Annotated in this window: 22 protein-coding genes; 17 read left to right on the plus strand and 5 right to left on the minus strand. The window is 63.1% G+C overall.

Annotation, left to right across the window (positions count from 1 at the left end; all coding sequences use genetic code 11):
* Nucleotides 1-117: 117 nt before the first annotated feature.
* From AB0N65_RS16140 to sdhC, 5 genes are all read right to left on the minus strand, one after another.
* Nucleotides 118-891, minus strand: coding sequence for an alpha/beta fold hydrolase (locus AB0N65_RS16140; protein ID WP_364163694.1), 774 nt, complete (start codon nucleotides 889-891; stop codon nucleotides 118-120).
* A gap of 113 nt (nucleotides 892-1,004) precedes the next feature.
* Nucleotides 1,005-1,787, minus strand: coding sequence for a succinate dehydrogenase iron-sulfur subunit (locus tag AB0N65_RS16145; protein ID WP_364163696.1), 783 nt, complete (start codon nucleotides 1,785-1,787; stop codon nucleotides 1,005-1,007).
* Entirely contained in the window at nucleotides 1,787-3,586 is a 1,800-nt protein-coding gene (gene sdhA, locus AB0N65_RS16150; protein WP_364163698.1) for a succinate dehydrogenase flavoprotein subunit, read from the minus strand. The genes AB0N65_RS16145 and sdhA overlap by 1 nt, the downstream gene beginning before the upstream one ends.
* 105 nt (nucleotides 3,587-3,691) lie before the next feature.
* Nucleotides 3,692-4,153, minus strand: a complete 462-nt coding sequence (locus AB0N65_RS16155) for a succinate dehydrogenase hydrophobic membrane anchor subunit (RefSeq protein WP_364163701.1) — start codon at nucleotides 4,151-4,153, stop codon at nucleotides 3,692-3,694.
* Between the two features lie 3 nt (nucleotides 4,154-4,156).
* Nucleotides 4,157-4,537 (minus strand): succinate dehydrogenase, cytochrome b556 subunit, encoded by a 381-nt coding sequence (sdhC, locus tag AB0N65_RS16160; protein ID WP_364163704.1) that lies wholly within the window; start codon nucleotides 4,535-4,537, stop codon nucleotides 4,157-4,159.
* Nucleotides 4,538-4,790: 253 nt separating this feature from the next.
* Here sdhC and AB0N65_RS16165 point away from each other — a divergent pair, with 253 nt between their 5' ends.
* The 17 genes from AB0N65_RS16165 to AB0N65_RS16245 all read left to right on the plus strand — a co-directional run bounded on the left by AB0N65_RS16165 (nucleotide 4,791) and on the right by AB0N65_RS16245 (nucleotide 22,383).
* Entirely contained in the window at nucleotides 4,791-5,924 is a 1,134-nt protein-coding gene (locus AB0N65_RS16165) for a sugar phosphate nucleotidyltransferase (protein WP_364163707.1), read from the plus strand.
* A 110-nt stretch (nucleotides 5,925-6,034) separates the two neighbouring features.
* Entirely contained in the window at nucleotides 6,035-7,240 is a 1,206-nt protein-coding gene (locus AB0N65_RS16170; protein ID WP_364163710.1) for an amidohydrolase, read from the plus strand.
* 123 nt (nucleotides 7,241-7,363) lie between these two features.
* Nucleotides 7,364-7,798 (plus strand): MarR family transcriptional regulator, encoded by a 435-nt coding sequence (locus AB0N65_RS16175; RefSeq protein WP_364163713.1) that lies wholly within the window; start codon nucleotides 7,364-7,366, stop codon nucleotides 7,796-7,798.
* 28 nt (nucleotides 7,799-7,826) lie between these two features.
* Nucleotides 7,827-8,258, plus strand: a complete 432-nt coding sequence (locus tag AB0N65_RS16180) for an organic hydroperoxide resistance protein (protein ID WP_364163716.1) — start codon at nucleotides 7,827-7,829, stop codon at nucleotides 8,256-8,258.
* The gene (locus tag AB0N65_RS16185; RefSeq protein ID WP_364163719.1) at nucleotides 8,255-9,265 is read left to right on the plus strand and encodes an NADP-dependent oxidoreductase; all 1,011 of its coding nucleotides are present in this window, start codon (nucleotides 8,255-8,257) and stop codon (nucleotides 9,263-9,265) included. The genes AB0N65_RS16180 and AB0N65_RS16185 overlap by 4 nt, the downstream gene beginning before the upstream one ends.
* 266 nt (nucleotides 9,266-9,531) lie before the next feature.
* The gene (locus tag AB0N65_RS16190; RefSeq protein WP_364163924.1) at nucleotides 9,532-10,599 is read left to right on the plus strand and encodes a BMP family ABC transporter substrate-binding protein; all 1,068 of its coding nucleotides are present in this window, start codon (nucleotides 9,532-9,534) and stop codon (nucleotides 10,597-10,599) included.
* A 180-nt stretch (nucleotides 10,600-10,779) separates the two neighbouring features.
* Nucleotides 10,780-12,300: an ABC transporter ATP-binding protein gene (locus AB0N65_RS16195; RefSeq protein ID WP_364163722.1), complete on the plus strand. Its 1,521-nt coding sequence runs from the start codon at nucleotides 10,780-10,782 to the stop codon at nucleotides 12,298-12,300.
* Nucleotides 12,290-13,657 (plus strand): ABC transporter permease, encoded by a 1,368-nt coding sequence (locus tag AB0N65_RS16200; protein WP_364163724.1) that lies wholly within the window; start codon nucleotides 12,290-12,292, stop codon nucleotides 13,655-13,657. The genes AB0N65_RS16195 and AB0N65_RS16200 overlap by 11 nt, the downstream gene beginning before the upstream one ends.
* Nucleotides 13,654-14,943: an ABC transporter permease gene (locus tag AB0N65_RS16205; RefSeq protein WP_364163727.1), complete on the plus strand. Its 1,290-nt coding sequence runs from the start codon at nucleotides 13,654-13,656 to the stop codon at nucleotides 14,941-14,943. Before AB0N65_RS16200 ends, AB0N65_RS16205 begins: the two co-directional genes overlap by 4 nt.
* Nucleotides 14,944-14,946: 3 nt before the next feature.
* Nucleotides 14,947-15,345, plus strand: a complete 399-nt coding sequence (locus AB0N65_RS16210) for a cytidine deaminase (protein ID WP_364163729.1) — start codon at nucleotides 14,947-14,949, stop codon at nucleotides 15,343-15,345.
* A complete protein-coding gene (locus AB0N65_RS16215) occupies nucleotides 15,342-16,652 on the plus strand; it encodes a thymidine phosphorylase (RefSeq protein ID WP_364163732.1) in 1,311 nt (436 codons plus the stop codon). The genes AB0N65_RS16210 and AB0N65_RS16215 overlap by 4 nt, the downstream gene beginning before the upstream one ends.
* 11 nt (nucleotides 16,653-16,663) lie before the next feature.
* On the plus strand, nucleotides 16,664-17,332 hold the full coding sequence (locus tag AB0N65_RS16220; protein WP_364163735.1) for a DedA family protein: 669 nt from the start codon (nucleotides 16,664-16,666) through the stop codon (nucleotides 17,330-17,332).
* A 193-nt stretch (nucleotides 17,333-17,525) separates the two neighbouring features.
* Nucleotides 17,526-18,209 (plus strand): DedA family protein, encoded by a 684-nt coding sequence (locus AB0N65_RS16225; RefSeq protein WP_364163927.1) that lies wholly within the window; start codon nucleotides 17,526-17,528, stop codon nucleotides 18,207-18,209.
* Between the two features lie 22 nt (nucleotides 18,210-18,231).
* Nucleotides 18,232-19,374 carry an adenosine deaminase gene (locus tag AB0N65_RS16230; protein WP_364163738.1) on the plus strand — a complete coding sequence of 381 codons (1,143 nt, stop codon included), beginning with the start codon at nucleotides 18,232-18,234 and terminating at the stop codon, nucleotides 19,372-19,374.
* A 91-nt stretch (nucleotides 19,375-19,465) separates the two neighbouring features.
* The gene (locus AB0N65_RS16235; RefSeq protein ID WP_364163930.1) at nucleotides 19,466-20,083 is read left to right on the plus strand and encodes a MazG nucleotide pyrophosphohydrolase domain-containing protein; all 618 of its coding nucleotides are present in this window, start codon (nucleotides 19,466-19,468) and stop codon (nucleotides 20,081-20,083) included.
* Nucleotides 20,084-20,199: 116 nt separating this feature from the next.
* On the plus strand, nucleotides 20,200-21,480 hold the full coding sequence (eno, locus tag AB0N65_RS16240) for a phosphopyruvate hydratase (protein WP_364163741.1): 1,281 nt from the start codon (nucleotides 20,200-20,202) through the stop codon (nucleotides 21,478-21,480).
* A gap of 171 nt (nucleotides 21,481-21,651) precedes the next feature.
* Complete coding sequence (locus tag AB0N65_RS16245) at nucleotides 21,652-22,383, plus strand: septum formation initiator family protein (protein WP_364163744.1); 732 nt, start codon at nucleotides 21,652-21,654, stop codon at nucleotides 22,381-22,383.
* Nucleotides 22,384-22,447: the final 64 nt, after the last annotated feature.

A 22,447-nucleotide genomic window follows, 5' to 3' on the forward strand; every position in this document is an offset into this window, starting at 1 on the left:
AGCGTTTTGTGAGTCACGACCGCGGGGTGGAACGGCCTGCACCTACTCTGCCAGCCAATCCCAGACCAGCCAGCACAATCCTCACAGCGTTTTGGACGTCCAAAACGCGCTCTGCTGCTACCCAGTTGGGTGCTCCAGGTATGGATCAGCCCAAGCCCCGATAATCCGGGCAACCCGCGCCGCCTGGCCCTTGCCGGTCAGCAGGTGCTCGCTGCCTTCCAGCGAGATGAAGCTGCGAGGGTGCCGGGCCGTGCGGAAAATCTCGCTCGCGTTATCGATCCCCACGGTGTTGTCGGTGGGGGAGTGCATCACCATCAGCGGCTTGTGGAGGGTACGGATGCAGTCGCGCAGGTCAGCGCGTTCCACGTCCTCCACAAAATGCCTGCGGATCTCCATGGGCCGTCCACCCAGGTCCACCACAGCACTGCCGTCCCGCAGGATGGCCTCGATCTCCGCATCGAACATATGCTCCACATGCTTCGGCTCAAAGGGTGCACCCACCGTCACCACGGCGTTCAGCCCAGGGATGTCCCGGGCAGCGGCCAACACTGCAGCGCCCCCAAACGAATGCCCGACTAGCAAGGAAATCGCCCGGCCCTGCCCACGCATAAATTCGGCCGCGAGGACGGTGTCAGCAACTTTGACGCTGAAGGAACCTGCGGACCATTCACCCGCCGAACCGCCCAGCCCCAGGTTATCGAAACGCAGCATGCCCACCCCCTGCTCAGCGAGTCCCTTGCAGATTCGGGAAGCGGCCGGGCTGTCCTTACCCAAGGTCAGGCCATGCGAGTAGACGCCCCAACCACGGACGGGCCCCTCCGGCACATCCACAATGCCGGCCAGGGCATCGCCCGTGCTTCCTGTGAAGCTGATCTTCTCGGATCGGGACACGCTGTTCTCCTTGGGTCGTCGCTGTGGTTTCAGAAGCGGATTAACGACGACGGCGCCCCTCACCAGCAGTGGTGAGCGGCGCCGTCGTCGTGCTGTTCTTAAGTGAACGGCCGCTAGATCTTGCGGGCCAGGATGGCCTGCTTGACCTCGGCAATGGCCTTGGTCACCTGGATGCCACGCGGGCATGCCTCCGAGCAGTTGAACGTGGTGCGGCAACGCCACACGCCTTCCTTGTCGTTGAGGATTTCCAGGCGCATGTCGCCGGCGTCATCACGGGAATCGAAGATGAAGCGGTGGGCGTTGACGATCGCAGCCGGACCAAAGTACTGGCCGTCGGTCCAGAAGACCGGGCAGGACGAGGTGCAGGCAGCGCAGAGGATGCACTTGGTGGTGTCGTCAAAGCGCTCACGGTCCTCAACGGACTGCAGGCGTTCCTTGGTGGGCTCGTGGCCCTTGTTGATCAGGAACGGCATGACTTCGCGGAAGGACTGGAAGAAGGGTTCCATGTCCACGATCAGGTCCTTCTCGACGGGAAGTCCCTTGATCGGCTCGACGGTGATGGGCTTGGTGGTGTCCAGGTCCTTCAGCAGCGTCTTGCAGGCGAGGCGGTTGCGGCCGTTGATGCGCATGGCATCGGAACCACAAACACCGTGGGCGCAGGAACGGCGGAAGGACACCGTGCCGTCGATTTCCCACTTGACCTTGTGCAGGGCATCCAGCACACGGTCCGTGCCGTACATGGTCAGCTTGTAATCGTCCCAGCGTGCTTCGTCCGAGATTTCGGGATCGTAGCGGCGGACCCGGAGGGTGATGTGGAACGTGGGGATTTCACCGTCGCCGGCAACACTCGCGGGGAGCTCGATCTTGGAAGCGGGCTCTGCCATTTCGGTAGTCATTAGTACTTACGCTCCATCGGCTCGTAACGGGTGAAGACAACGGGCTTGGTCTCAAGACGGATGCCCGCAACGGACTCGGCAGACGAGTCGGCGGTGACGGTATTGTCCAGGTAAGCCATGGAGTGCTTCATGAACTTCTCATCGTTGCGGTCCGGGAAATCCTCGCGGTAGTGGCCACCGCGGGACTCTTCACGGTGCAGCGCACCGACCGTCATGACCTTGGCCATGTCGAGCAGGAAGCCAAGTTCAACAGCTTCCAGGAGGTCCAGGTTGAAGCGCTTGCCCTTGTCCTGGACGGTGACGTTCTTGTACCGCTCTTCGAAGGACGCGATGTCGCGAAGAACCTGCTCCAGCGATTCCTTGGTACGGAACACCTGCATGTTCGCATCCATGGTGTCCTGCAGTTCCTTGCGGATCTGGGCAACGCGCTCCGTACCGGTGCCGTTCAGCAGGTTGTCCAGGATGCCACGCGTCATGGCCTCCGGGTTCTCCGGCAGTTCAACAAAGCCGGCGGTCTTGGAGTACTCAGCCGCCGCAATGCCGGCACGCTTGCCGAACACGTTGATGTCCAGGAGCGAGTTGGTGCCCAAACGGTTCGAGCCGTGGACGGACACGCAGGCAACCTCGCCGGCTGCGTAGAGACCCGGCACCACGGTGTCGTTGTCCTGGAGGACTTCGGTGGCGATGTTCGTCGGGATACCACCCATGGCGTAGTGCGCCGTGGGGAACACCGGCACAGGATCCGTGAACGGCTCCACGCCGAGGTAGGTGCGAGCGAACTCAGTGATGTCCGGAAGCTTGGCCTCGATGTGCTCGGGCTCAAGGTGCGTCAGGTCCAAAAGGACGTAGTCCTTGTTCGGGCCACAACCGCGGCCTTCACGTACTTCGTTGGCCATGGCGCGGGCCACGATGTCACGCGGCGCCAGGTCCTTGATGGTGGGGGCGTAGCGCTCCATGAAGCGCTCACCCTCCGAGTTACGCAGGATGGCACCTTCACCACGCGCACCCTCGGTAAGGAGGATGCCGAGGCCGGCAAGGCCCGTCGGGTGGAACTGGAAGAACTCCATGTCCTCCAGGGGGATGCCGCGGCGGAATGCGATGCCCATGCCGTCACCCGTGAGGGTGTGGGCGTTGGACGTGGTCTTGAAGACCTTGCCGGCGCCGCCGGAGGCGAACACCACGGACTTGGCCTGGAAGACGTGCAGTTCACCGGAAGCGAGGTCGTAGGAGACCACGCCGGCAACGCGCTTCTGCTTGTACGGGGTGCCGTCTTCGCGTACGGCGTCCTCTTCGACGAGCAGGAGGTCCAGGACGTAGTACTCGTTGTAGAACTCAACGTTGTGCTTGACGCAGTTTTGGTACAGCGTCTGCAGGATCATGTGGCCGGTGCGGTCGGCGGCGTAGCAAGCACGGCGGACGGGGGCCTTGCCGTGGTCGCGGGTGTGGCCACCGAAACGGCGCTGGTCGATCCGGCCTTCGGGCGTGCGGTTGAACGGCAGGCCCATCTTTTCCAGGTCCAGCACGGCGTCGATGGCTTCCTTTGCCATGACTTCGGCTGCATCCTGGTCCACCAGGTAATCGCCACCCTTGATGGTGTCAAAGGTGTGCCATTCCCAGTTGTCTTCCTCGACATTGGCCAGAGCTGCACACATGCCACCCTGCGCGGCACCGGTGTGCGAGCGGGTGGGGTAGAGCTTGGTCAGTACCGCTGTGCGTGCGCGCTGACCGGACTCGATCGCGGCGCGCATGCCGGCGCCACCTGCACCGACAATGACGACGTCGTACTTATGGACCTGCATACCAGATGCTCTCTCTTTCAGAAATTCAGATGGTCGGCGGAGGCTGCTCCGCAAAGTAAGGCGCGCCGGTTCCCGGGGCGGGGGCCGGCTGCGCCGCGGGAGCCGCTACGGCGCCGGGCAGAAACCGCCAGGCAACTGAACGCCGTCGACGACGGGGCACGGATCGAAGGTGAAAATCACCAGGGTGCCGAGGATGATGATGACAACGGTGGCGGCGTACAGGACCGTCTTCAGCCAGAAGCGAGTGGAGTCCTTCTCGGCGTAGTCGTTGATGATGGTACGGACGCCGTTGGTACCGTGCAGCATGGCAAGCCAGAGCATGGCGAGATCCCAGAACTGCCAGAAGGGATCGGCCCACTTGCCGGCGACAAAGCCGAAGTCGATTGCGTGGATACCTTCACCCACGAGCAGGTTCACGAAGAGGTGGCCGAAGATCAGCACCACCAGGACAACGCCGGAAAGGCGCATGAACAGCCATGCGAGCATTTCGAAGTTGCCGCGGCTGGTACCGGTGCGGCTGTACTTCGGGGCAATCTTCCCGCTGCGCGGGGACTGGATGGTAGTCATGGCTTAGTGGCCTCCCAGCGCGAGGGAAAGGTGGCGGATAGCGAAAGCTGCGAACGTGACCAGCCACAGTGCAAGCACGGCCCACAGCAACTGGCGCTGGTACTTGGCACCCTTCTTCCAGAAGTCGATGGCGATCACACGCAGGCCGTTGAAGGCGTGGAAGACGATCGCAGCGACCAGGCCCGTTTCACCCAGGGCCATGAGGGGGTTCTTGTAAGCGCCAATGACGGCGGTGTAGGCCTCAGGGGACACACGCACCAATGAGGTGTCCAGCACATGGACCAACAAGAAGAAAAAGATCACTACACCGGTAATACGGTGTCCAACCCAGGACCACATGCCTTCACGGCCGCGGTACAAGGTGCCAGCTGGTTTTGTCGGCACTGAATAAACCTTCCTGCAACACAGCGGCGCTGGCATGGGATCCACGCGGGGGGAACGCCTGCTGCGAGAGCACTCGTAGCTCACGCCTAAATCTAGGCTTCGCTAACAGCTTATTCAATTTAGGACGGGCTACTTTGCTTGTAAATTCCATGTGTCCTGCCCGTATTTCCGCGATTTTCCCCGCACTGTGAGACGAAAGCCACATACGTGGCGTCCTGCGGTCCTTCACGGCTGCGTCCGATAAAGTGTTGCGGTGAGTACAGAAGACGCGACATTTCCGGAATCGCCATTGAACCGCTTCCATGCGGTTATTCCGGCGGGCGGTGTGGGGACCCGGCTGTGGCCACTCTCGCGTGCCGCTGCGCCCAAGTTCCTCCACGATCTGACCGGCTCGGGCAGCACGTTGTTGAGGTCAACCTACGACCGTCTCGAACCGCTGGCCGGCCAGCGGGTCCTGGTGGTGACGGGCCAGGCGCATCGCGCCGCCGTGTGCCGCCAACTGCCCGAAGTAGGCGATGACGAGTTGGTATTGGAAAGCGAGCCCAAGGACTCCGGCGCTGCCATCGGCCTTGCCGCCGCCATCCTGCACCGCCGTGATCCCGAAACCATCATGGGTTCGTTCGCTGCCGACCAAGTCATCAGCCCGGACGACCTTTTCCAGGACACCGTGCGGGAAGCCATCTTCACTGCGGCCACCGGCAAGATTGTCACCATAGGCATCAAGCCGACGCACCCTTCCACCGGCTTCGGATACATCCGCTCAGGTGATGCGCTGAAGGTAGACGGCGCCCCGAATGCGCTGACCGTAGCGGAGTTCGTTGAGAAGCCCAGCCTGGAAGTCGCCAAGAAGTACGTTGAAGCAGGGGACTACGTCTGGAATGCCGGCATGTTCGTCGCGCCTGTGTCGCTCATGCTTGCGCACTTGGAAGCCAACCAGCCCGAACTCTTTGCCGGGCTCACGGAAATCGCCGAGGCCTGGGACACTCCGCGCCGGGCAGAAGTGACGGCACGCGTGTGGCCGACGTTGCCGAAGATTGCCATCGACTATGCAGTCGCCGAGCCGGCAGCGGCAGCCGGCGATGTCGCCGTCGTACCTGGTACGTTCCGGTGGGACGACGTTGGTGACTTTGCCGCGATCGGCCGTCTGAACAACGCCGGCGACGTCGACGAAGTCACCGTGCTCGGCGAAGGTGCCCGCGTGTTCGCGGAAAACGCGAGCGGTGTAGTGGTTTCCGATACCAAGCGGGTCATTGCCTTGATCGGTATCAAGGACGTGGTCATCGTGGACACACCGGACGCACTGCTGGTCACTACCAAAGAGCACGCCCAGTTGGTCAAGGGCACCGTGGACGCGCTGAAAGCCAGCGGCGACACCGACGTGCTTTAGGGGTTCCCCTTACACCGTTAGCCACCTCTTTGGTTGTCCTGCGTCTGAACGTGGCGTAACCAAGAGGTGGCTTTCGTTCTTCACGGGCCGCGCATGGCTAGAGTTGTGACGTGCGCAATTACACGACTGAAACCGAGCCGCCCCCCGTTGTGAGTCCGTGGGTGGATGAACTGCTGCCCGGACTCATCGAATTCAGGCGTGACCTGCACGCGCACCCGGAGCTTTCCTTCAAAGAGTTCCGCACCACCGACAAATTGGCTGAGCGGCTCGAAGCCGCGGGCCTCAAGCCGCGGCGCCTCGAGGGCACGGGGCTGACCGTGGACGTCGGCGAAGGGCCGATCGCTACTGCGCTCCGCGGTGACATCGACGCCCTGCCGATCATCGAGGAAACCGGCCTGCCGTTCGCGTCGAAGAACCATGGCGTCACCCATGCCTGTGGACACGACGTCCACACCACCACCATGCTCGGCATTGCCTTGGTTCTGCAGCGCATGCACAAGAACACTCCGCTGGGCGGCACTGTCCGCATCATCTTCCAGCCGGCGGAGGAGACCATGCCCGGGGGTGCGTTGTCCTGCATTGAACAGGGCGTGTTGCAGGGGGTCCCGCGCATCCTGGCGCTTCACTGCGATCCCAGGATCAACGTTGGCCAGATCGGCACGCGCATAGGTGCCATCACCTCGGCATCGGACACCATCAAGATCGAGCTCACAGGCCGCGGGGGACACACTTCGAGGCCGCACCTGACGGAAGACCTCGTTTTCGCACTGGCGCAGATAGCAGTGAATGTTCCGGCCGTACTTTCCCGCCGAGTAGATGTCCGTAGCGGCGTCTCCGTGGTGTGGGGCCAGATTTCCGCCGGGTCGGCACCGAATGCCATCCCCGGAACCGGCTACATGGCGGGGACCATGCGCTGCCTGGACCGCGAGGCGTGGCATAGCGCCGGCGAATTGCTGGATGATGTGGTCAAGCAGGTTGCCGCCCCGTATGGCGTAGACGTCCATCTTGAGCACACGCGTGGAGTGCCTCCGGTGGTGAACTCCGAGCACGAAACGGCCCTCATCGAAGCTGCCGCCCGTGCGGAACTTGGCGAGAACGCTGTGGTCCTGACTCCGCAATCCATGGGTGGGGAGGACTTTGCCTGGTTCCTGGCGGACCTCCCGGGTGCCATGATGCGGCTTGGCACCCACACGCCGGGCGGCGAAGAATACGATCTCCACCGCGGTGACTTTATCGTGGACGAGCGCGCCCTCGGCTACGCGATCCGCGTGCTCACGGCAGCGGCGCTCCGAACGATCCGGGACCTCCAGGAGTAAACCCAACTGGGTCGCAGTTAAGCGCGTTCTGACTGCTCAAAACGTGCTTAACTGCGACCCAGTTGGGTACAAGCACGGGCAATTGAGTTGTGCGCAATTGAATTGTGCACTATCGTTTTTGTCATGAGTGATGCACCCCGCCTCCGCCATCAGGTCTGCTTTGCGCTCTACTCGGCCTCCAAGGCAGCGACGGCGGTCTACCGCCCCGTGCTGGACGAGCTGGGCCTGACCTATCCGCAGTACTTGGTGATGCTGGTGCTGTGGGAGCAAGAGCCGCGCAGCGTGCGCGACCTGGGCGCCGAACTCGGGCTCGACTCAGGGACCCTGTCGCCGCTGCTCAAGCGGCTTGAAACCCTCGGCTTGGTTGAACGTCATCGGTCCGCCGAGGATGAACGCCGCGTGGACATCGTCCTCACCGAGGCAGGCCGCCGGTTGAGTACGCGTGCCCAGGCAGTCCCGCAACGGCTGGCGGAAGCGGCCGGACTCTCCGTGGACGAAATGGAGCAATTGCACGCCACGCTCGGAAAACTCACGGCTGCGCTGCACCACTCACTGTGAAACACCATTCCAAAGAACGGAGACACACATGAAGACTCTCTACACTGCCGAGGCGTTGGCCTCCGGCGAAGGCCGTGACGGCAACGCCCGCACCAACGATGGCAAGCTCGATGTCGCCCTAGCCAGCCCTGTGGAACTTGGCGGCAACGGCCAAGGCACCAACCCGGAACAGCTTTTTGCCGCGGGCTATGCTGCGTGCTTCCACTCCGCCCTGCGACTGGTTGGCCGCAAGGAACGCGTAGACCTCACCGATTCCGCCGTTGCTGCCCGGATCCACTTCGGTGCGTTGTCCGGCAGCGAAGGCTACGGACTCGCTGCCGAGCTCGAGATCGCCTTGCCTGCCCTGGACCGCGCTACGGCCGAGCAGCTGATGGCCAAGGCCCACCGGATCTGCCCCTATTCCAATGCCACGCGCGGCAACATGGACGTGGAGCTCAAGCTGGTGGAGTTCGCGGCATGAGCCCGGTGACGAACACCCGTGAGATCCACCTGGCCTCGCGTCCGATCGGGCGCCCCACGCAGGGCAACTTCCGCTTGGTGGACTCCGAGCTGCCGGAACTCCGCGATGGGCAGGTCCTGGTCCGCAACCGGTTCATGTCCGTGGATCCTTACATGCGCGGACGGATGAATGACGTGAAGTCGTACTCGGCGCCGTTCCGTTTGGACGCGGCGCTCGACGGCGGTGCCGTAGGTGAGGTGGTCGCGTCCCGTTCGGACTCGCACAAGGTGGGTGACGTCGTCGTGCATCAACTGGGGTGGCGCGAGCATGCGGTTGTGGAGGCGGCCGCAGCCGCCACGGTTCCCAGCGACCTGGCGCCCGCATCGGCATTCCTCGGTGCCTTGGGCATGACGGGCCTTACCGCATACGCCGGCCTGCTCAAGGTGGCTGAATTCAAGGAAGGGGACGTTGTCTTCGTCTCCGGCGCGGCAGGTGCCGTGGGTTCAATGGTGGGCCAGATCGCGAAGGCGATGGGGGCCGGCAAGGTCATTGGCAGCGCGGGATCGGCGGAGAAGGTTGCCAGGCTGCTGGAGTTGGGCTTCGATGCCGCCTTCAATTACAACGATGGCCCGGTCCTGCAGCAGCTCCAGGAAGCGGCAGGGGAGCGCGGCATTGACGTCTACTTCGACAACGTCGGCGGTGAGCATCTCGAGGCTGCGCTGTCCACCTTGACCGTGGGTGGCCGCATCGCCATGTGCGGTGCCATCGCCCAGTACAACTCGACAGAGCCGCCGGCGGCTCCACGGAACCTGGCAGTGGCCATCGGCAAGCAGCTGACGATGCGCGGCTTCCTTGTAGGCGGGCAGCGGCAGCACTCTGCGGAGTTCCGGCAGAAAATGGCCGGCTGGTTGGCTGACGGAACAGTCCGCTACGACGAAACGATCGTGGATGGTTTGGAGAACGCGCCGCAGGCGTTCATCGATCTCCTGGACGGCGCGAACACCGGAAAGATGCTCGTTCGGCTGTGACTTGCGGCGGTGGCTACTGCTTGGTAACAAAAGGTCAACAATCTGATCAGGAGCACGACAATGTGCTACCCGCCTGTGGTGCAGGCCACTAGTGTTGGTGTCATCAAGTGCGCTCCGGCGCAATGCTGCGAAGCATCAGTGAAAACAGAATTTCTGCCTCGGGTATAGGAAACGGACACTCATTGACCATCCGTCGTAGCGCCAATCACTTTCTTCCTGGAGGAAAATTGAAGAAACCACTGCGTGCCACCCTGAAGCGCGGTTCAATGGCCGGTGTTGCAACCGTCGGCGCAGCAGCACTCCTGCTGACCGGCTGCGGTCAGGCTCCTGACGCCGGTTCGGCCACCGCCACCAAGAGCGATTTCATCGGATGCATCGTCTCCGACTCCGGCGGATTCGATGACCAGTCGTTCAACCAATCCTCGTTTGAGGGCCTCAAGAAGGCTGAAACTGATCTGGGCATCACGGTCAAGTCTGCAGAGTCCACGTCCAACAGCGATTACGAGACCAACCTGAACGGCATGATCTCGGCGGGCTGCAACCTGACTCTCACCATTGGGTTCCTCCTGGGTGACGCCACCAAGGCCGCTGCAGAGAAGAACACTGACAAGCACTTTGCCATCATCGACTATTCGTACGCGACCCCGATCGCCAACGTGAAGCCGATTGTCTACGACACCGCCCAGGCCGCCTACCTGGCTGGCTACGCGGCGGCGGCAACGTCGAAGACCGGCAAGGTGGGCACCTTCGGCGGTGTCAAGATTCCCACCGTGACCATCTTCATGGATGGCTTCTATGACGGCGTCCAGGCCTACAACAAGGCAAAGGGCAAGTCCGTCCAGGTTGTCGGCTGGGACAAGACCACCCAGGACGGCTCGTTCACGGGCGACTTCGAAAAGCAGGACACCGGCAAGCAGGTCACCCTGAACCTGCTGGACCAGGGAGCGGACATCATCATGCCTGTCGCTGGTCCGGTGGGCAAGGGTGCAGGTGCGGCACTCAAGGAAGCAAAGGCTGCCGGGAAGGACGTCAAGCTCATCTGGGTTGACTCTGACGGCTACGTCACCGCTCCCGAGTACAAGGACCTCATGCTGACCTCCGTGGTCAAGCAGATGGGCGAGGCCGTGGAAGCTGTTGTCAAGGACGATACCGAGGGCAAGTTCAGCAACGAGGCCTACGTCGGCACCCTCGCCAATGACGGTGTTGCCATCGCACCGTTCCACGACTTCGATTCCGCTGTCTCGGCCGAAACCAAGTCGGAACTTGAAACCCTGAAGGCGGACATCGTCTCCGGCAAGCTGGTTGTCGAATCAGCGGCGAGCCCCAAGAAGTAAGCAATTCCTGGACGCGCCGCCAGTACCGGGCTCCGGTACTGGCGGCGCGTTTTTGCCCTGATGACCGCCTATCTTGCTCCCCAGGCCCATACGCTCGCTTCGGAGGCCTCGCAAGAATAGGCTTCTGCTCAAGATGTTGAGCAGTACAGCCGCCCTCGGACTCACAGAACGGTGGGAGTTGTGAAACTCGAATTGAAGGGGATCTCGAAAGCCTTCGGGACCTTCTACGCCAACCAAGACATCGACCTCGTAGTCGAATCCGGCCAAATCCACTGCCTTCTTGGCGAAAACGGTGCCGGTAAATCAACCCTCATGAACGTGCTGTACGGGCTTTACGAGCCCACAGCCGGCCAAATCCTCGTCGATGACCAACCAGTCAGCTTCCGCGGGCCCGGTGACGCGATGGCTGCAGGGATTGGCATGGTGCACCAGCACTTTATGCTCGTTCCCGTCTTCACCGTGGCCGAGAACGTGGCGCTCGGCGCTGAACCTACATCGTTCGGCGGCGTCCTCAGCATTGACGAGACCCGGAAGAAAATCCGGGAAATCTCGCAGAAGTACGGCTTTGACGTGGACCCGGATGCCCTCGTGGAGGACCTTCCCGTAGGTGTCCAGCAGCGCGTTGAGATCATCAAAGCCCTGGTCCGCGAAGCCAAGGTCCTTATTCTGGACGAACCCACTGCCGTGCTTACTCCGCAGGAAACGGACGAGCTCCTGGACATCATGAGGCAACTCAGGGCATCCGGCACGTCCATCGTGTTCATCTCGCACAAGCTGCGCGAAGTGAAGGCTGTTTCGGACGTCATCACGGTGATCCGGCGCGGCAAAGTGGTGGGTGATGCGCCACCCACGGCGTCTGCTACTGAACTTGCCTCCATGATGGTGGGCAGGCCTGTCAGCCTGAGCCTGGACAAAGCAGCCGCCCAGCCCAAGGAGACCACCTTCGTGGTGGAGAACCTGACGGTGCGCGCGCCCAATGGCACCAATGTTGTGGACGGCATCAGTTTCGACATCGCGCAAGGCGAGATCCTCGCCGTCGCGGGTGTCCAAGGCAACGGTCAGACGGAACTGACCGAAGCGATCCTGGGCGTCCAGGAGCACGTCACAGGCTCGGTGACCTTGGACGGTAAGCAACTCCTCGGGCTGCCGGTCAAGGACGTGCTGCGGTCAGGCGTCGGATTCGTACCCGAGGACCGCACCGTAGACGGGCTTGTGGGCCCGTTTTCTGTTGCCGAAAACCTTGTCCTCGATCTCTACGACCAGGCACCATTCGCCAGCGGCGTGAGCATGAAGCCCGCCAAGGTGGCTGAAAATGCCAAGGCCAAGATCGCGGAGTTCGACATCCGGACTCCCTCGGCCGGAGCAGCTGCCGGTACGTTGTCCGGCGGCAACCAGCAAAAGGTGGTCATGGCCCGGGAGTTGTCCCGGCCCCTGCGGTTGTTTATCGCCAGCCAACCCACCCGCGGCGTTGACGTAGGCTCCATCGAGTTCCTGCACAAGCGCATCGTTGCAGAGCGGGACGTGGGAACTCCGGTCATGATCGTGTCCACTGAGCTCGATGAAGTCATTGAGCTCGCTGACAGGATTGCCGTGCTGTACAAGGGCAAGCTCGTGGGCATCGTCCCCGCGGGAACGCCCCGCGACACCCTCGGCCTGATGATGGCAGGCGTCGGCCCCGAAGGAGGCTCCCATGACGAATAAGGACCAAGCGGGCCAGGACCCCGTGGGCAACAACGGGTCACCCAAGGAACAAGCCCCGGAAGAGTCGACCTCGGAAGTCCGCGCGGCCGATGTCGCGCTGGATACTGCCGGCGGAATGATGGAGCCATCCATCGTTCCCGTTTCGTCCCAAAGCGGGGACACCGGTCACCGGCAGGGCAGCACGATGCGCCGGATTGTCATGGGCAGCGGCTTCGTGTCCGTCCTGGCGGTCATTGTGGCGCTTGTTCTTGGCGGCCTGCTGATCGCCAGCACCGACAGCCAGGTGGCCAGGACCGCCGGTTACTTTTTTGCCCGACCCAGCGACTTCCTGTCCGCCCTCTGGAACGCCATGACCGAGAGCTACGTGGCCCTCTTCCAAGGCTCCATCTTCAACCCGCGGCAGGGCTTCCAGCCGTTGCTTGAGACCATGACCGTTGCCACTCCGCTGATCTGTGCCGGCTTGGGTGTGGCCTTGGCTTTCCGCGCCGGGCTGTTCAACATCGGTGCCCAGGGGCAGATCATCATCAGCGCCACCTTGGCTGCCTACGTGGGCTTCGCCTGGCACCTGCCGTTCGGACTGCACCTGCTGGTGGTGATCGTCATGGGTGTTCTTGGCGGCGCCGTGTGGGGAGCCATTGTGGGCATCCTCAAGGCAAGGACGGGAGCGCACGAGGTCATCGTGACCATCATGCTCAACTACGTGGCCTTGTTCCTGCTGGACTTCCTCCTGAACACAGCCGCGTTCCGTCGGCCGGGGGACAACAGCCCCATCTCACCCCGCCTGGACGAGACAGCAACCTATCCTGTCTTGATCCCGGGATCCCGGCTCCACCTCGGCTTCCTCGTGGCTGTGCTCCTGACCTACGGCGTGTGGTGGATGCTGAACCGCTCCACCATCGGCTTCGAATTCAGGGCGGTCGGCGCCAACCCCATCGCCGCTCGAACGGCGGGCGTCAAAGTGCCGCGGGCTACCATCCTGGTCATGGCCTTCGCAGGTGCCCTCGCGGCGTTCGGCGGTGTCGCCCAGGTAGCGGGCACGGAGAAAGTACTGACGGGCGGAGTTGCTGCAGAGATCGGCTTCGACTCCATTACCGTCGCCCTGTTGGGCCGCAGCACTCCGTGGGGCACGTTCTTTGCAGGCCTCTTGTTCGGTGCCTTCCGTGCCGGTGCCGTGCAGATGCAGATCCAGACGGGCACGCCCATCGACATCGTGCTGGTGGTCCAGTCACTGATCGTCCTGTTCATCGCTGCGCCGCCACTGATCCGGTCGCTCTTCCGGCTTGAACCCAAGAAGAAGACCAAGACGCCCAAGGCCGCCCGGAAAGCTGCCCTTGTCAACGCTGGAGGTGCCAAGTGAGCGCAACATCCACCGCCCCCGCATCAGGATCAACGGCCCTGCCAACGGTCCGGCCCTCGTTGAAGGTTCCCTTGTCACTCGGTGTTCTGGCCCTCATAGCACTGGTCTTCTTTGGCCTCATGGGTCCGGACCAGACGGCGGAGATGAAGATCAGCGACCCGGGCGACGCCGTTGAAGTCCCCGCACTTCTCATCCCCGGGCAGGTGGGTGGTGTTGTCCTAGGCATCCTCCTGCTCGCCATGGCCGCCTACTCCATCTACCTGTGGACGCGCGGGGAACGATTCCCCAAGTGGCTGCCTATCGCCTTTGCGGTCCTGTTCGTGTTCGCGTTGCTCGTCTGGATCGTGGCCGGTGCCCGGCAGCCGTCCATTTCGCTGGCGGGCCTCGTGGCCGGATCCGTGACCTTGGCAGTTCCGTTGGTCTTCGGCTCGTTGTCCGGCGTGTTGTGCGAACGTGTGGGCGTGGTGAACATCGCCATCGAAGGCCAGTTGCTGGGTGGCGCCTTCACGGCAGCCCTCGTGGCCACGGTGACCGGCAGCCCTTACGTCGGCCTGATTGCGGCCGCAGCCGCAGGCGCCGCGGTCTCCATGGTCCTCGCGGTGTTCAGCATCAAGTACCTCGTCAACCAGATCATCGTCGGCGTGGTCCTGAACGTGTTGGTCTCCGGATTGACGGGCTTCCTGTTCGGAACCGTCATGGTCCCCGACAAGGAGCAGTTCAACACCCCTGGCCGCTTGGACATCCTGCCCATTCCGCTGCTGTCCGACATCCCCATCATCGGGCCCATCCTGTTCGAGCAGTCCATTGCCGGCTACCTCATGTACATTGCCGTCGCCGTGGTGTGGTTCGGCTTGTTCAAGACCCGTTGGGGTCTTCGCGTCCGTGCCGTCGGTGAGCACCCGCAGGCCGCGGACACCTTGGGCATCAACGTGAACGCCACCCGCTTCTGGAACGTGACGCTCGGTGGTGCCATCGCCGGCATTGGCGGGGCGGTCTTCACGCTGGTAACCATCGACTCCTTCACCAAGGACATTTCCGGTGGCCGTGGCTTCATCGCCCTTGCTGCTTTGATCTTCGGGCGCTGGAACCCGATCGGCGCGTTCCTGGCTTCGCTGCTGTTTGGCTTCGCCTACAACCTGCAGTCGATCCTGGGCATCATCGGAACTCCGGTGCCGAGCCAGTTCATGGCCATGCTGCCCTATCTGGTGACCATCTTCGCCGTCGCCGGCCTTGTAGGCAGGTCCCGGCCACCGGCCGCCAGCGGCATACCGTACGTGAAGGGTTGACGCATGCCCGTTATCGATTGGCATGCGCTGGAGGATGCGGCGAAGCAAGCCATGGAACGGGCCTACGCGCCCTACTCCAAATTCCCGGTGGGGGCTGCTGCCCTCACCGAGGACGGGCGGATCATCAGCGGCTGCAACGTGGAGAACGCCAGTTACGGCCTGACGCTGTGTGCAGAATGCGCCTTGGTGGGCCAGTTGCACATGAGCGGCGGCGGCCGGTTGGCGGCGTTCTATTGCGTGGATGGCCAAGGCAATGTCCTGATGCCGTGTGGCCGTTGCCGGCAGTTGCTTTATGAGTTCAGGGCGCCCGGCATGCAGCTTATGACCACGCAGGGAATCAAAACCATGGACCAGGTGCTTCCTGACGCCTTCGGTCCGGAACACCTGGAGGAAACCACGTGACCAGCACAGAAGCGTTCGATGCCGTCCAGATCATTTCCATCAAGCGGGACAAAGGCACGCTGACGCCGGAGCAAATTGACTGGACCATCGACGCCTACACCCGCGGGGTCATCGCCGATGAGCAAATGGCTGCCCTGAATATGGCCATCCTGCTCAATGGCATGGACCGTGCCGAAATTTCGCGCTGGACCCAGGCGATGATCGCCTCGGGCGAGCGGATGGACTTTTCTTCGTTGAGGACGCCCGACGGCGGCACGAAAGCTACCAGCGACAAGCACTCCACTGGCGGGGTGGGGGATAAGATCACGCTGCCGCTTGCCCCGCTGGTGGCGGTCTTCGGGGTCGCCGTTCCGCAGCTTTCGGGCCGCGGGCTTGGCCACACCGGCGGTACTTTGGACAAGCTCGAAGCCATTCCGGGGTGGCGGGCGAACCTCAGCAACGACGAAATCATGGCCCAACTGCAGGACGTCGGGGCGGTTATCTGTGCCGCAGGTTCGGGCTTGGCGCCGGCCGACAAGAAGCTCTACGCCTTGCGCGACGTGACGGGGACCGTGGAAGCCATCCCCCTCATTGCGTCCTCGATCATGAGCAAGAAGATCGCGGAAGGCACGGGCTCCCTGGTCCTTGACGTCAAGGTGGGCTCGGGTGCGTTCATGAAGGACGAGGCAAAGGCCCGTGAGCTCGCCGAGACGATGGTCGCTTTGGGCAAGGACGCCGGTGTGCACACCGTTGCGCTCATGACGGACATGTCCACGCCGCTCGGCCTGACCGCAGGAAACGCGATCGAAGTTGAAGAGTCGGTCGAGGTGCTCGCGGGCGGTGGTCCGGAAGACGTCGTCGAACTGACCGTCCGCCTGGCCGAAGAAATGCTGGCAGGCGCCGGCGTCCACGACGCCGATCCCGCGGCTGCCCTCAAGGACGGACGGGCCATGGACGTGTGGAACAGGATGATTGAAGCGCAGGGTGGAGATCCCCGCGCGGCACTCCCCGTGGCCAAGGAATCCGAGGTGGTCTATGCTCCGGCTGACGGCGTCCTGCTGGAACTCGATGCACTCTCCGTGGGGATCGCCGCCTGGCGCCTCGGCGCAGGCCGTGCACGCAAGGAGGACCAGGTCCAAGCCGGCGCCGGCGTGCGGCTCCATGCAAAGCCGGGGGCGCTGGTGCGGGCAGGGGAACCGCTCATGACACTCCTGACGGACACTCCGGAGAAATTCGATCGGGCCAAGGAAGCGCTCCGGGAAGCCGTGGTGATCGCTCCGGAGGGTTCACGTCCGGCGCATCAGCTGATCATCGACAGGATCGCCTAGGCTTGTAAACCGTGCAGGCCATCAACGATTTCATTCTCGCCGCGGCGGAGCAGCCCTGGGTGCTGTTCATTGTGCTGGCTTGCTGTGTCATTGATGGCTTCTTCCCGCCCATTCCCAGCGAATCCGTGGTGGTGGGCCTGAGCGCGGTCTCGGGCAGCGGCGGTTCACCCAACGTATGGTTGCTTGCCGTGATGGCTGCCTTGGGTGCGTTCTCGGGGGACAACATCGCGTACATCATCGGACGGCGGATCGGGATTCAGCGGTGGCGCTGGATGCGGACCCAGCGCATGCAAGGCGCCTTCCGCTGGGCCGGCAAGGAACTACGACGACGGTCGGCCTCGCTCATCCTGGTGGCGCGGTTCATCCCGATCGGCCGGGTGGCGGTGAACCTGACGGCCGGAGCCACTCACTTCCACCACCGCCGCTTCGTCGCCCTCACCGCAGTGTCGGCCATCCTGTGGGCCAGCTATTCGGTGGTGCTGGGCTACTTCTTCGGGGTCTGGTTCGAGAACAACCACTTGCTGGGCGCGGTCATCGCGATCGTGGTGGCGGTCATCTTGGGGATCATTATCGACCGCATCATCAGCAAGCTCCGCGGCTCGACGCCCTTGGAACAAAAGAACCTCGAAGACAGCAAGAACGCCACCGAAGAGGAAGCCCCGCCTCCACCCATGGTATGACCCGGGGGAGACCGCAAGATCACTCCGCGGGTTGACGGCGGAACCGGCACGCCACGACTAGCGTTAACTTGGTGATCCCGAGGCTGGGGCGTAGCGAACGACGTCCCGGCCATGGGACACTAAGAGCGACTTCCGTCACAGTGTCAAGTCATACTCGCCTAGGAGCTACCGCCGCGTGGAGTTTTTGAACGAAATGCTCGAGCATGCAGCCGGGCAGCCTTGGATATACCCGGTACTCCTGGTCTTCTTCTTCATTGACGGATTTGCCACCATCCTTCCCAGCGAAACAGCAATTGTCGGGCTCTCGGCGCTGTACCTTCACAGCGGGGAGCCCAATCTGTGGATCCTTGGCACCACGGCCCTGATCGGCGCCATGGCCGGGGACAACATGGCCTATCTGCTGGGGCGCAAGATCGGCCTCACCCGGTGGAGGTGGATGCGCCGTCCCAAGGTCCAGAAGATGTTCGCCTGGGCCCAGTACGAGCTCGACAAGCGCGGCGCCGTCCTGATCTTCACGGCCCGCTACATTCCGTGGGGCCGCGTCGCTGTGAACTATGTTGCCGGGCAGACCGGATTCCGCCACCGTACGTTCTTCTGGCTGGACGCCTTTGCCTGCATCACCTGGGTTGGCTACTCGATTGGTATTGGTCTCCTGGCTGGCCAGTGGGTCCACAACAACCCGCTGCTCGGTGTGGGCATAGCTGTAGCGTTCGCGGTGCTCCTTGGCATCGTGGTGGATCACGCCCTGCGGTGGTGGCACAAGTACCTGGAGAAGAAGGACGTCGCCAGGGCTGTGGCCACAAGTGCTGAGGCACCCATGGTGGACCCTGCCGAAAGGGCGGTTGCCGCCGTCGACGTTTCCAAGCCTGCCGGCTAGGCACCCGCGCTAGTCTTAGTCTGTGACTGAGCCTATTGTTGATGCTGCCCCTGCCCTCGACTTCGACCTGAAGAGCCTGCCCAAAGTTTCCCTGCACGACCATCTGGACGGGGGACTGCGGCCCTCCACCATCATCGAGCTCGCCGAAGCCGTCGGCCACACGCTGCCGTCCACAGATCCTGTGGCGCTGGGTGAATGGTTCCGTGAATCCGCTGACTCCGGCTCCTTGGTGCGGTACCTGGAGACGTTCGACCATACAGTGGCCGTCATGCAGACCAAAGAAGGGCTGTTCCGTGTGGCCAAGGAATTCGTTGAGGACCTCGCCGAGGACGGCGTTGTGTACGGCGAAGTCAGGTGGGCACCCGAACAGCACCTCCAGAAGGGCTTGACCCTGGACGAAGCGGTGGAAGCCGTCCAGGCCGGACTTGAAGCCGGAGTAAACGCCGCTGAAGAACGCGGCCAGCAGATCCAAGTGGGCCAGCTCATCACTGCCATGCGCCACGCCGATCGCGGCCAGGAGATCGCCGAACTGGCCGTGCGCCACCGGGGCAAGGGAGCGGTCGGCTTCGACATCGCCGGCGCCGAAGACGGTTTCCTGCCCTCCCGCTTCAAGGACGCCTTCACGTACCTTGCGGAAAACAACTTCCCCGCAACCGTCCACGCCGGTGAGGCGGCCGGGCTGGACAGCATCCAGTCGGCATTGGTGGACGGCCGGGCGCTGCGCCTGGGCCACGGTGTCCGGATCGCTGAGGACATCACAGTGGAGTTTGAGGACAACGCAGACGACGACGGCGAGGGCACGGTTGGCATGGTGACGCTCGGCGGCGTGGCCGCCTGGGTGCGCGACCGCGGAATCGCCCTGGAAGTGTGCCCGTCGTCCAACCTCCAGACAGGGGCCATCGCCAACTTCGGCGAAGGCATTGAAAGCCACCCGCTGGACATGCTCTTCCAACTCGGGTTCAACGTGACCATCAACACGGACAACCGTCTGATGAGCGGTGTCAGCCTTACGGATGAGTTCGAGCTCCTGGTGGAAACCTTTGACTACGATCTGGACGATCTCCTCGAATTGACGCTCAACGCCGCGGAGGCAGCCTTCCTGCCGTTGGATGAGCGGGAGGCTTTGGTCGAGTACATCAACGATGCCTACGCCAACCTCGGCTGACCCGGGGCTGCCTCAGACTTCCCGGGCCGACGGTCCTGGCATTGATTTGTTGCTGGGGACGATCGCTGCCTTGCGCGAGCACTGCCCTTGGATGGGCGCCCTCACGCATGAGTCCCTGGTGGAGTACTTGATCGAGGAAGCCTACGAGGTTGTCGATTCGATCGAAGCCGGCGGCCCTGCAGGCTCCGCGGCCATGGACGAAGAACTACGCGGCGAGCTGGGTGACGTGCTGCTCCAGGTAGTGCTGCACGCCCGGCTCGCCGAGGAGCGCGGCAGCTTCGATTTTGATGCCGTGGCCCGGGGGATCAACGCCAAGATGGTTCGGCGGAACCCCCATGTCTTCAAATCCGACGGTTCCCTGCAGGAGACGTTCCCTGCCACGGTAGAGGAGATCGTCCTGAAATGGGACGCAGTGAAGCGGGCCGAGAAACCTGAACGCGCTGATCCTTTCGAAGGGATTCCGCCCCACCTGCCGGCGCTCGTCGGTGCCCAAAAGACCGTCGACAGGGCGGCCCGTGCGGGACTGCCGGTGGACGCCGAAAGGCTCGCGTCCGACGTCGGGCTTTCCGTCCACCCGGCCTCGGAAGAGGCGCTGGGGGAGTTGCTGCTTGCCGTCGTGGCCGGTGCGCAAGCCCGGGGACTCGACGCCGAGCGGGCCCTCCGAAAAGCTGTCCGTGCGTTCCAGGACGGCCAAGGGCCTCGTTCATGACGTGAGTCATTGGAAGCCGTTCCGTAACCTAAGCCACTCTCGACTACGCTAGTAGCGACGAGGACGTCGAGACCTTCTCTCCAGATTCCTGTAAATCGCCCATAAGGAGCACATCCATGGCGCTTATCGATGCCATCCACGCCCGCGAAATCCTTGACTCCCGCGGAAACCCGACCGTAGAAGTTGAGGTTCTGCTCTCCGACGGCCAGATCGGCCGCGCAGCAGTTCCCTCCGGTGCTTCCACCGGCGAGCACGAGGCTGTTGAGCTTCGCGACGGCGACAAGGGCCGTTACCTCGGCAAGGGTGTCCAGAAGGCCGTTGACGCAGTCATCGACGAAATCTCCCCGGCCCTGATCGGGTTCGACGCCACGGACCAGCGCAGCATCGACCAGGCCATGATCGACCTCGACGGCACCCCGAACAAGAGCAAGCTCGGCGCCAACGCCATCCTCGGCGTTTCCCTGGCCGTGGCCAACGCTGCTGCTGCTTCCTCGGACCTGCCGCTGTACAAGTACCTCGGTGGCCCGAACGCACACGTCCTCCCCGTGCCGCTGATGAACATCCTCAACGGTGGCTCCCACGCCGACTCCGATGTGGACATCCAGGAATTCATGATCGCCCCGATCGGCGCCGAGACCTTCTCCGAAGGCCTGCGCTGGGGCGTTGAGGTCTACCACAACCTCAAGTCCGTCCTGAAGGAGAAGGGTCTCTCCACCGGCCTGGGCGACGAAGGCGGCTTCGCTCCGAACCTGCCCTCCAACCGCGCTGCACTGGACCTGATCCAGGAAGCCATCAAGAACGCCGGCTACACCCCGGGCACCGACATCGCCCTGGCCCTGGATGTTGCTTCCTCCGAGTTCTACAAGGACGGCACCTACCAGTTCGAAGGCAAATCCCTGTCCTCTGCCGAGATGAGCGCCTACTACGCAGAGCTGGTTGCCGACTACCCGCTGGTTTCCATCGAGGACCCGTTGGACGAGAACGACTGGGACGGCTGGAAGACCCTCACCGACACCATCGGCGACAAGGTCCAGCTGGTTGGCGACGACCTCTTCGTCACCAACCCGGTCCGCCTGCAGCAGGGCATCGACGCCACAACGGCCAACTCCCTGCTGGTCAAGGTCAACCAGATCGGTTCCCTGACCGAGACGCTGGACGCCGTTTCCCTGGCCCAGCGCTCCGGCTACACCACCATCACCTCGCACCGCTCCGGCGAGACCGAGGACACCACCATTGCTGACATCTCGGTTGCCACCAACGCAGGCCAGATCAAGACCGGTGCCCCGGCCCGCTCCGAGCGCGTAGCCAAGTACAACCAGTTGCTGCGCATCGAAGAGGAACTCGACGACGCCGCACGCTACGCCGGCCGCAGCGCCTTCCCGCGTTTCAAGGGCTAACCTTCCGCGAAAACAGCTGGCCGGTGGCTATGGTGGAAATGACCATAGCCACCGGTTCTGTTTAACGCTTGCCTGCCGAACCGCGGGCTCCGCAGGATCAACGCACGTTTTCGTCAGGCGCAGGGCAAGCGCAGCAACCGCCAGGCAAGCACCGGGCATTACAGGAGTGTCATGGCCACCCGTCGTCCAAAGGTTCCCAGGGCCGACGCCCTGGGTCGCCCGTCCGGTTCGGGCCGTCCCTCCGGTTCGAGCGGCACCGCGGCTTCGCGGGAGAACGCCGGCGCCGACGTCATTAAGGCCGAGTTTGGTGCCGGCCGCACCTCAGCTGAATCGTCGACGGCGGCGGGCGGCACCGGCGCGGCGCGCAGCGGAGCCTCCAAGCCGGCGGGCAACACCGCAAAGACTCCCGGAAGTGCGTCCGCGTCCGCGGCCAGGAAATCAAAGCAGGTGCCCGGAAAACCGGGCAGCAGGGCAGCGGAGCCTTCCACACGGGAGGCGCACGACTCCGATCCGGTACCCGCCAAAGCCTTCTCAGGACGAATGTTGGCCCTCGCTGTCGTCATGATTGCGATCACCATCATGTTGGCCCCGACGGTCCGGATCTTCCTTGAGAAGCGGGCCGAAATCTCGGCACTGGAGGCCGAGATTGCCAGCAGGAAAGCAGAGCAGGCGGAGCTCAACAAGCAGCTTTCCCGGTGGCAGGACCCCAACTACGTGAAACAGCAGGCCCGTGACCGCATTAACATGGTTATGCCGGGTGAAACGGGTTACTGGGTATTTGGCGGGGAAGAAGCCGCTGGTACTCCTGGGGGCCGCACCGGCTCCGGATCATCTGCAAACCCGGCAAACCTGCCCTGGGTGGATGCGCTTTGGGAGTCCATCAGACGATCGGCAACAGACTAGACGCGGTGCCCGCCGCCGTCGTGCCCTGACGGGTCGCGACAACAAGGGCAGGAAGGTTGGCAGC

This window comes from Paenarthrobacter sp. NPDC089322, from assembly GCF_040684895.1.
In the GTDB taxonomy this organism is placed as follows: domain Bacteria; phylum Actinomycetota; class Actinomycetes; order Actinomycetales; family Micrococcaceae; genus Arthrobacter.

Bases quoted from the DNA above. Each gene is read 5' to 3' on its own strand.
- AB0N65_RS16175 (WP_364163713.1), top strand. From the start codon at position 7,364: ATGAGTGATGCACCCCGCCTCCGCCATCAGGTCTGCTTTGCGCTCTAC.
- AB0N65_RS16190 (WP_364163924.1), top strand. From the start codon at position 9,532: ATGGCCGGTGTTGCAACCGTCGGCGCAGCAGCACTCCTGCTGACCGGC.
- AB0N65_RS16235 (WP_364163930.1), top strand. From the start codon at position 19,466: ATGGGCGCCCTCACGCATGAGTCCCTGGTGGAGTACTTGATCGAGGAA.
- AB0N65_RS16155 (WP_364163701.1), bottom strand. From the start codon at position 4,153: ATGACTACCATCCAGTCCCCGCGCAGCGGGAAGATTGCCCCGAAGTAC.
- AB0N65_RS16210 (WP_364163729.1), top strand. From the start codon at position 14,947: ATGCCCGTTATCGATTGGCATGCGCTGGAGGATGCGGCGAAGCAAGCC.
- sdhA (WP_364163698.1), bottom strand. From the start codon at position 3,586: ATGCAGGTCCATAAGTACGACGTCGTCATTGTCGGTGCAGGTGGCGCC.
- AB0N65_RS16185 (WP_364163719.1), top strand. From the start codon at position 8,255: ATGAGCCCGGTGACGAACACCCGTGAGATCCACCTGGCCTCGCGTCCG.
- AB0N65_RS16180 (WP_364163716.1), top strand. From the start codon at position 7,827: ATGAAGACTCTCTACACTGCCGAGGCGTTGGCCTCCGGCGAAGGCCGT.
- AB0N65_RS16145 (WP_364163696.1), bottom strand. From the start codon at position 1,787: ATGACTACCGAAATGGCAGAGCCCGCTTCCAAGATCGAGCTCCCCGCG.
- eno (WP_364163741.1), top strand. From the start codon at position 20,200: ATGGCGCTTATCGATGCCATCCACGCCCGCGAAATCCTTGACTCCCGC.
- AB0N65_RS16245 (WP_364163744.1), top strand. From the start codon at position 21,652: ATGGCCACCCGTCGTCCAAAGGTTCCCAGGGCCGACGCCCTGGGTCGC.
- AB0N65_RS16200 (WP_364163724.1), top strand. From the start codon at position 12,290: ATGACGAATAAGGACCAAGCGGGCCAGGACCCCGTGGGCAACAACGGG.
- AB0N65_RS16225 (WP_364163927.1), top strand. From the start codon at position 17,526: ATGCTCGAGCATGCAGCCGGGCAGCCTTGGATATACCCGGTACTCCTG.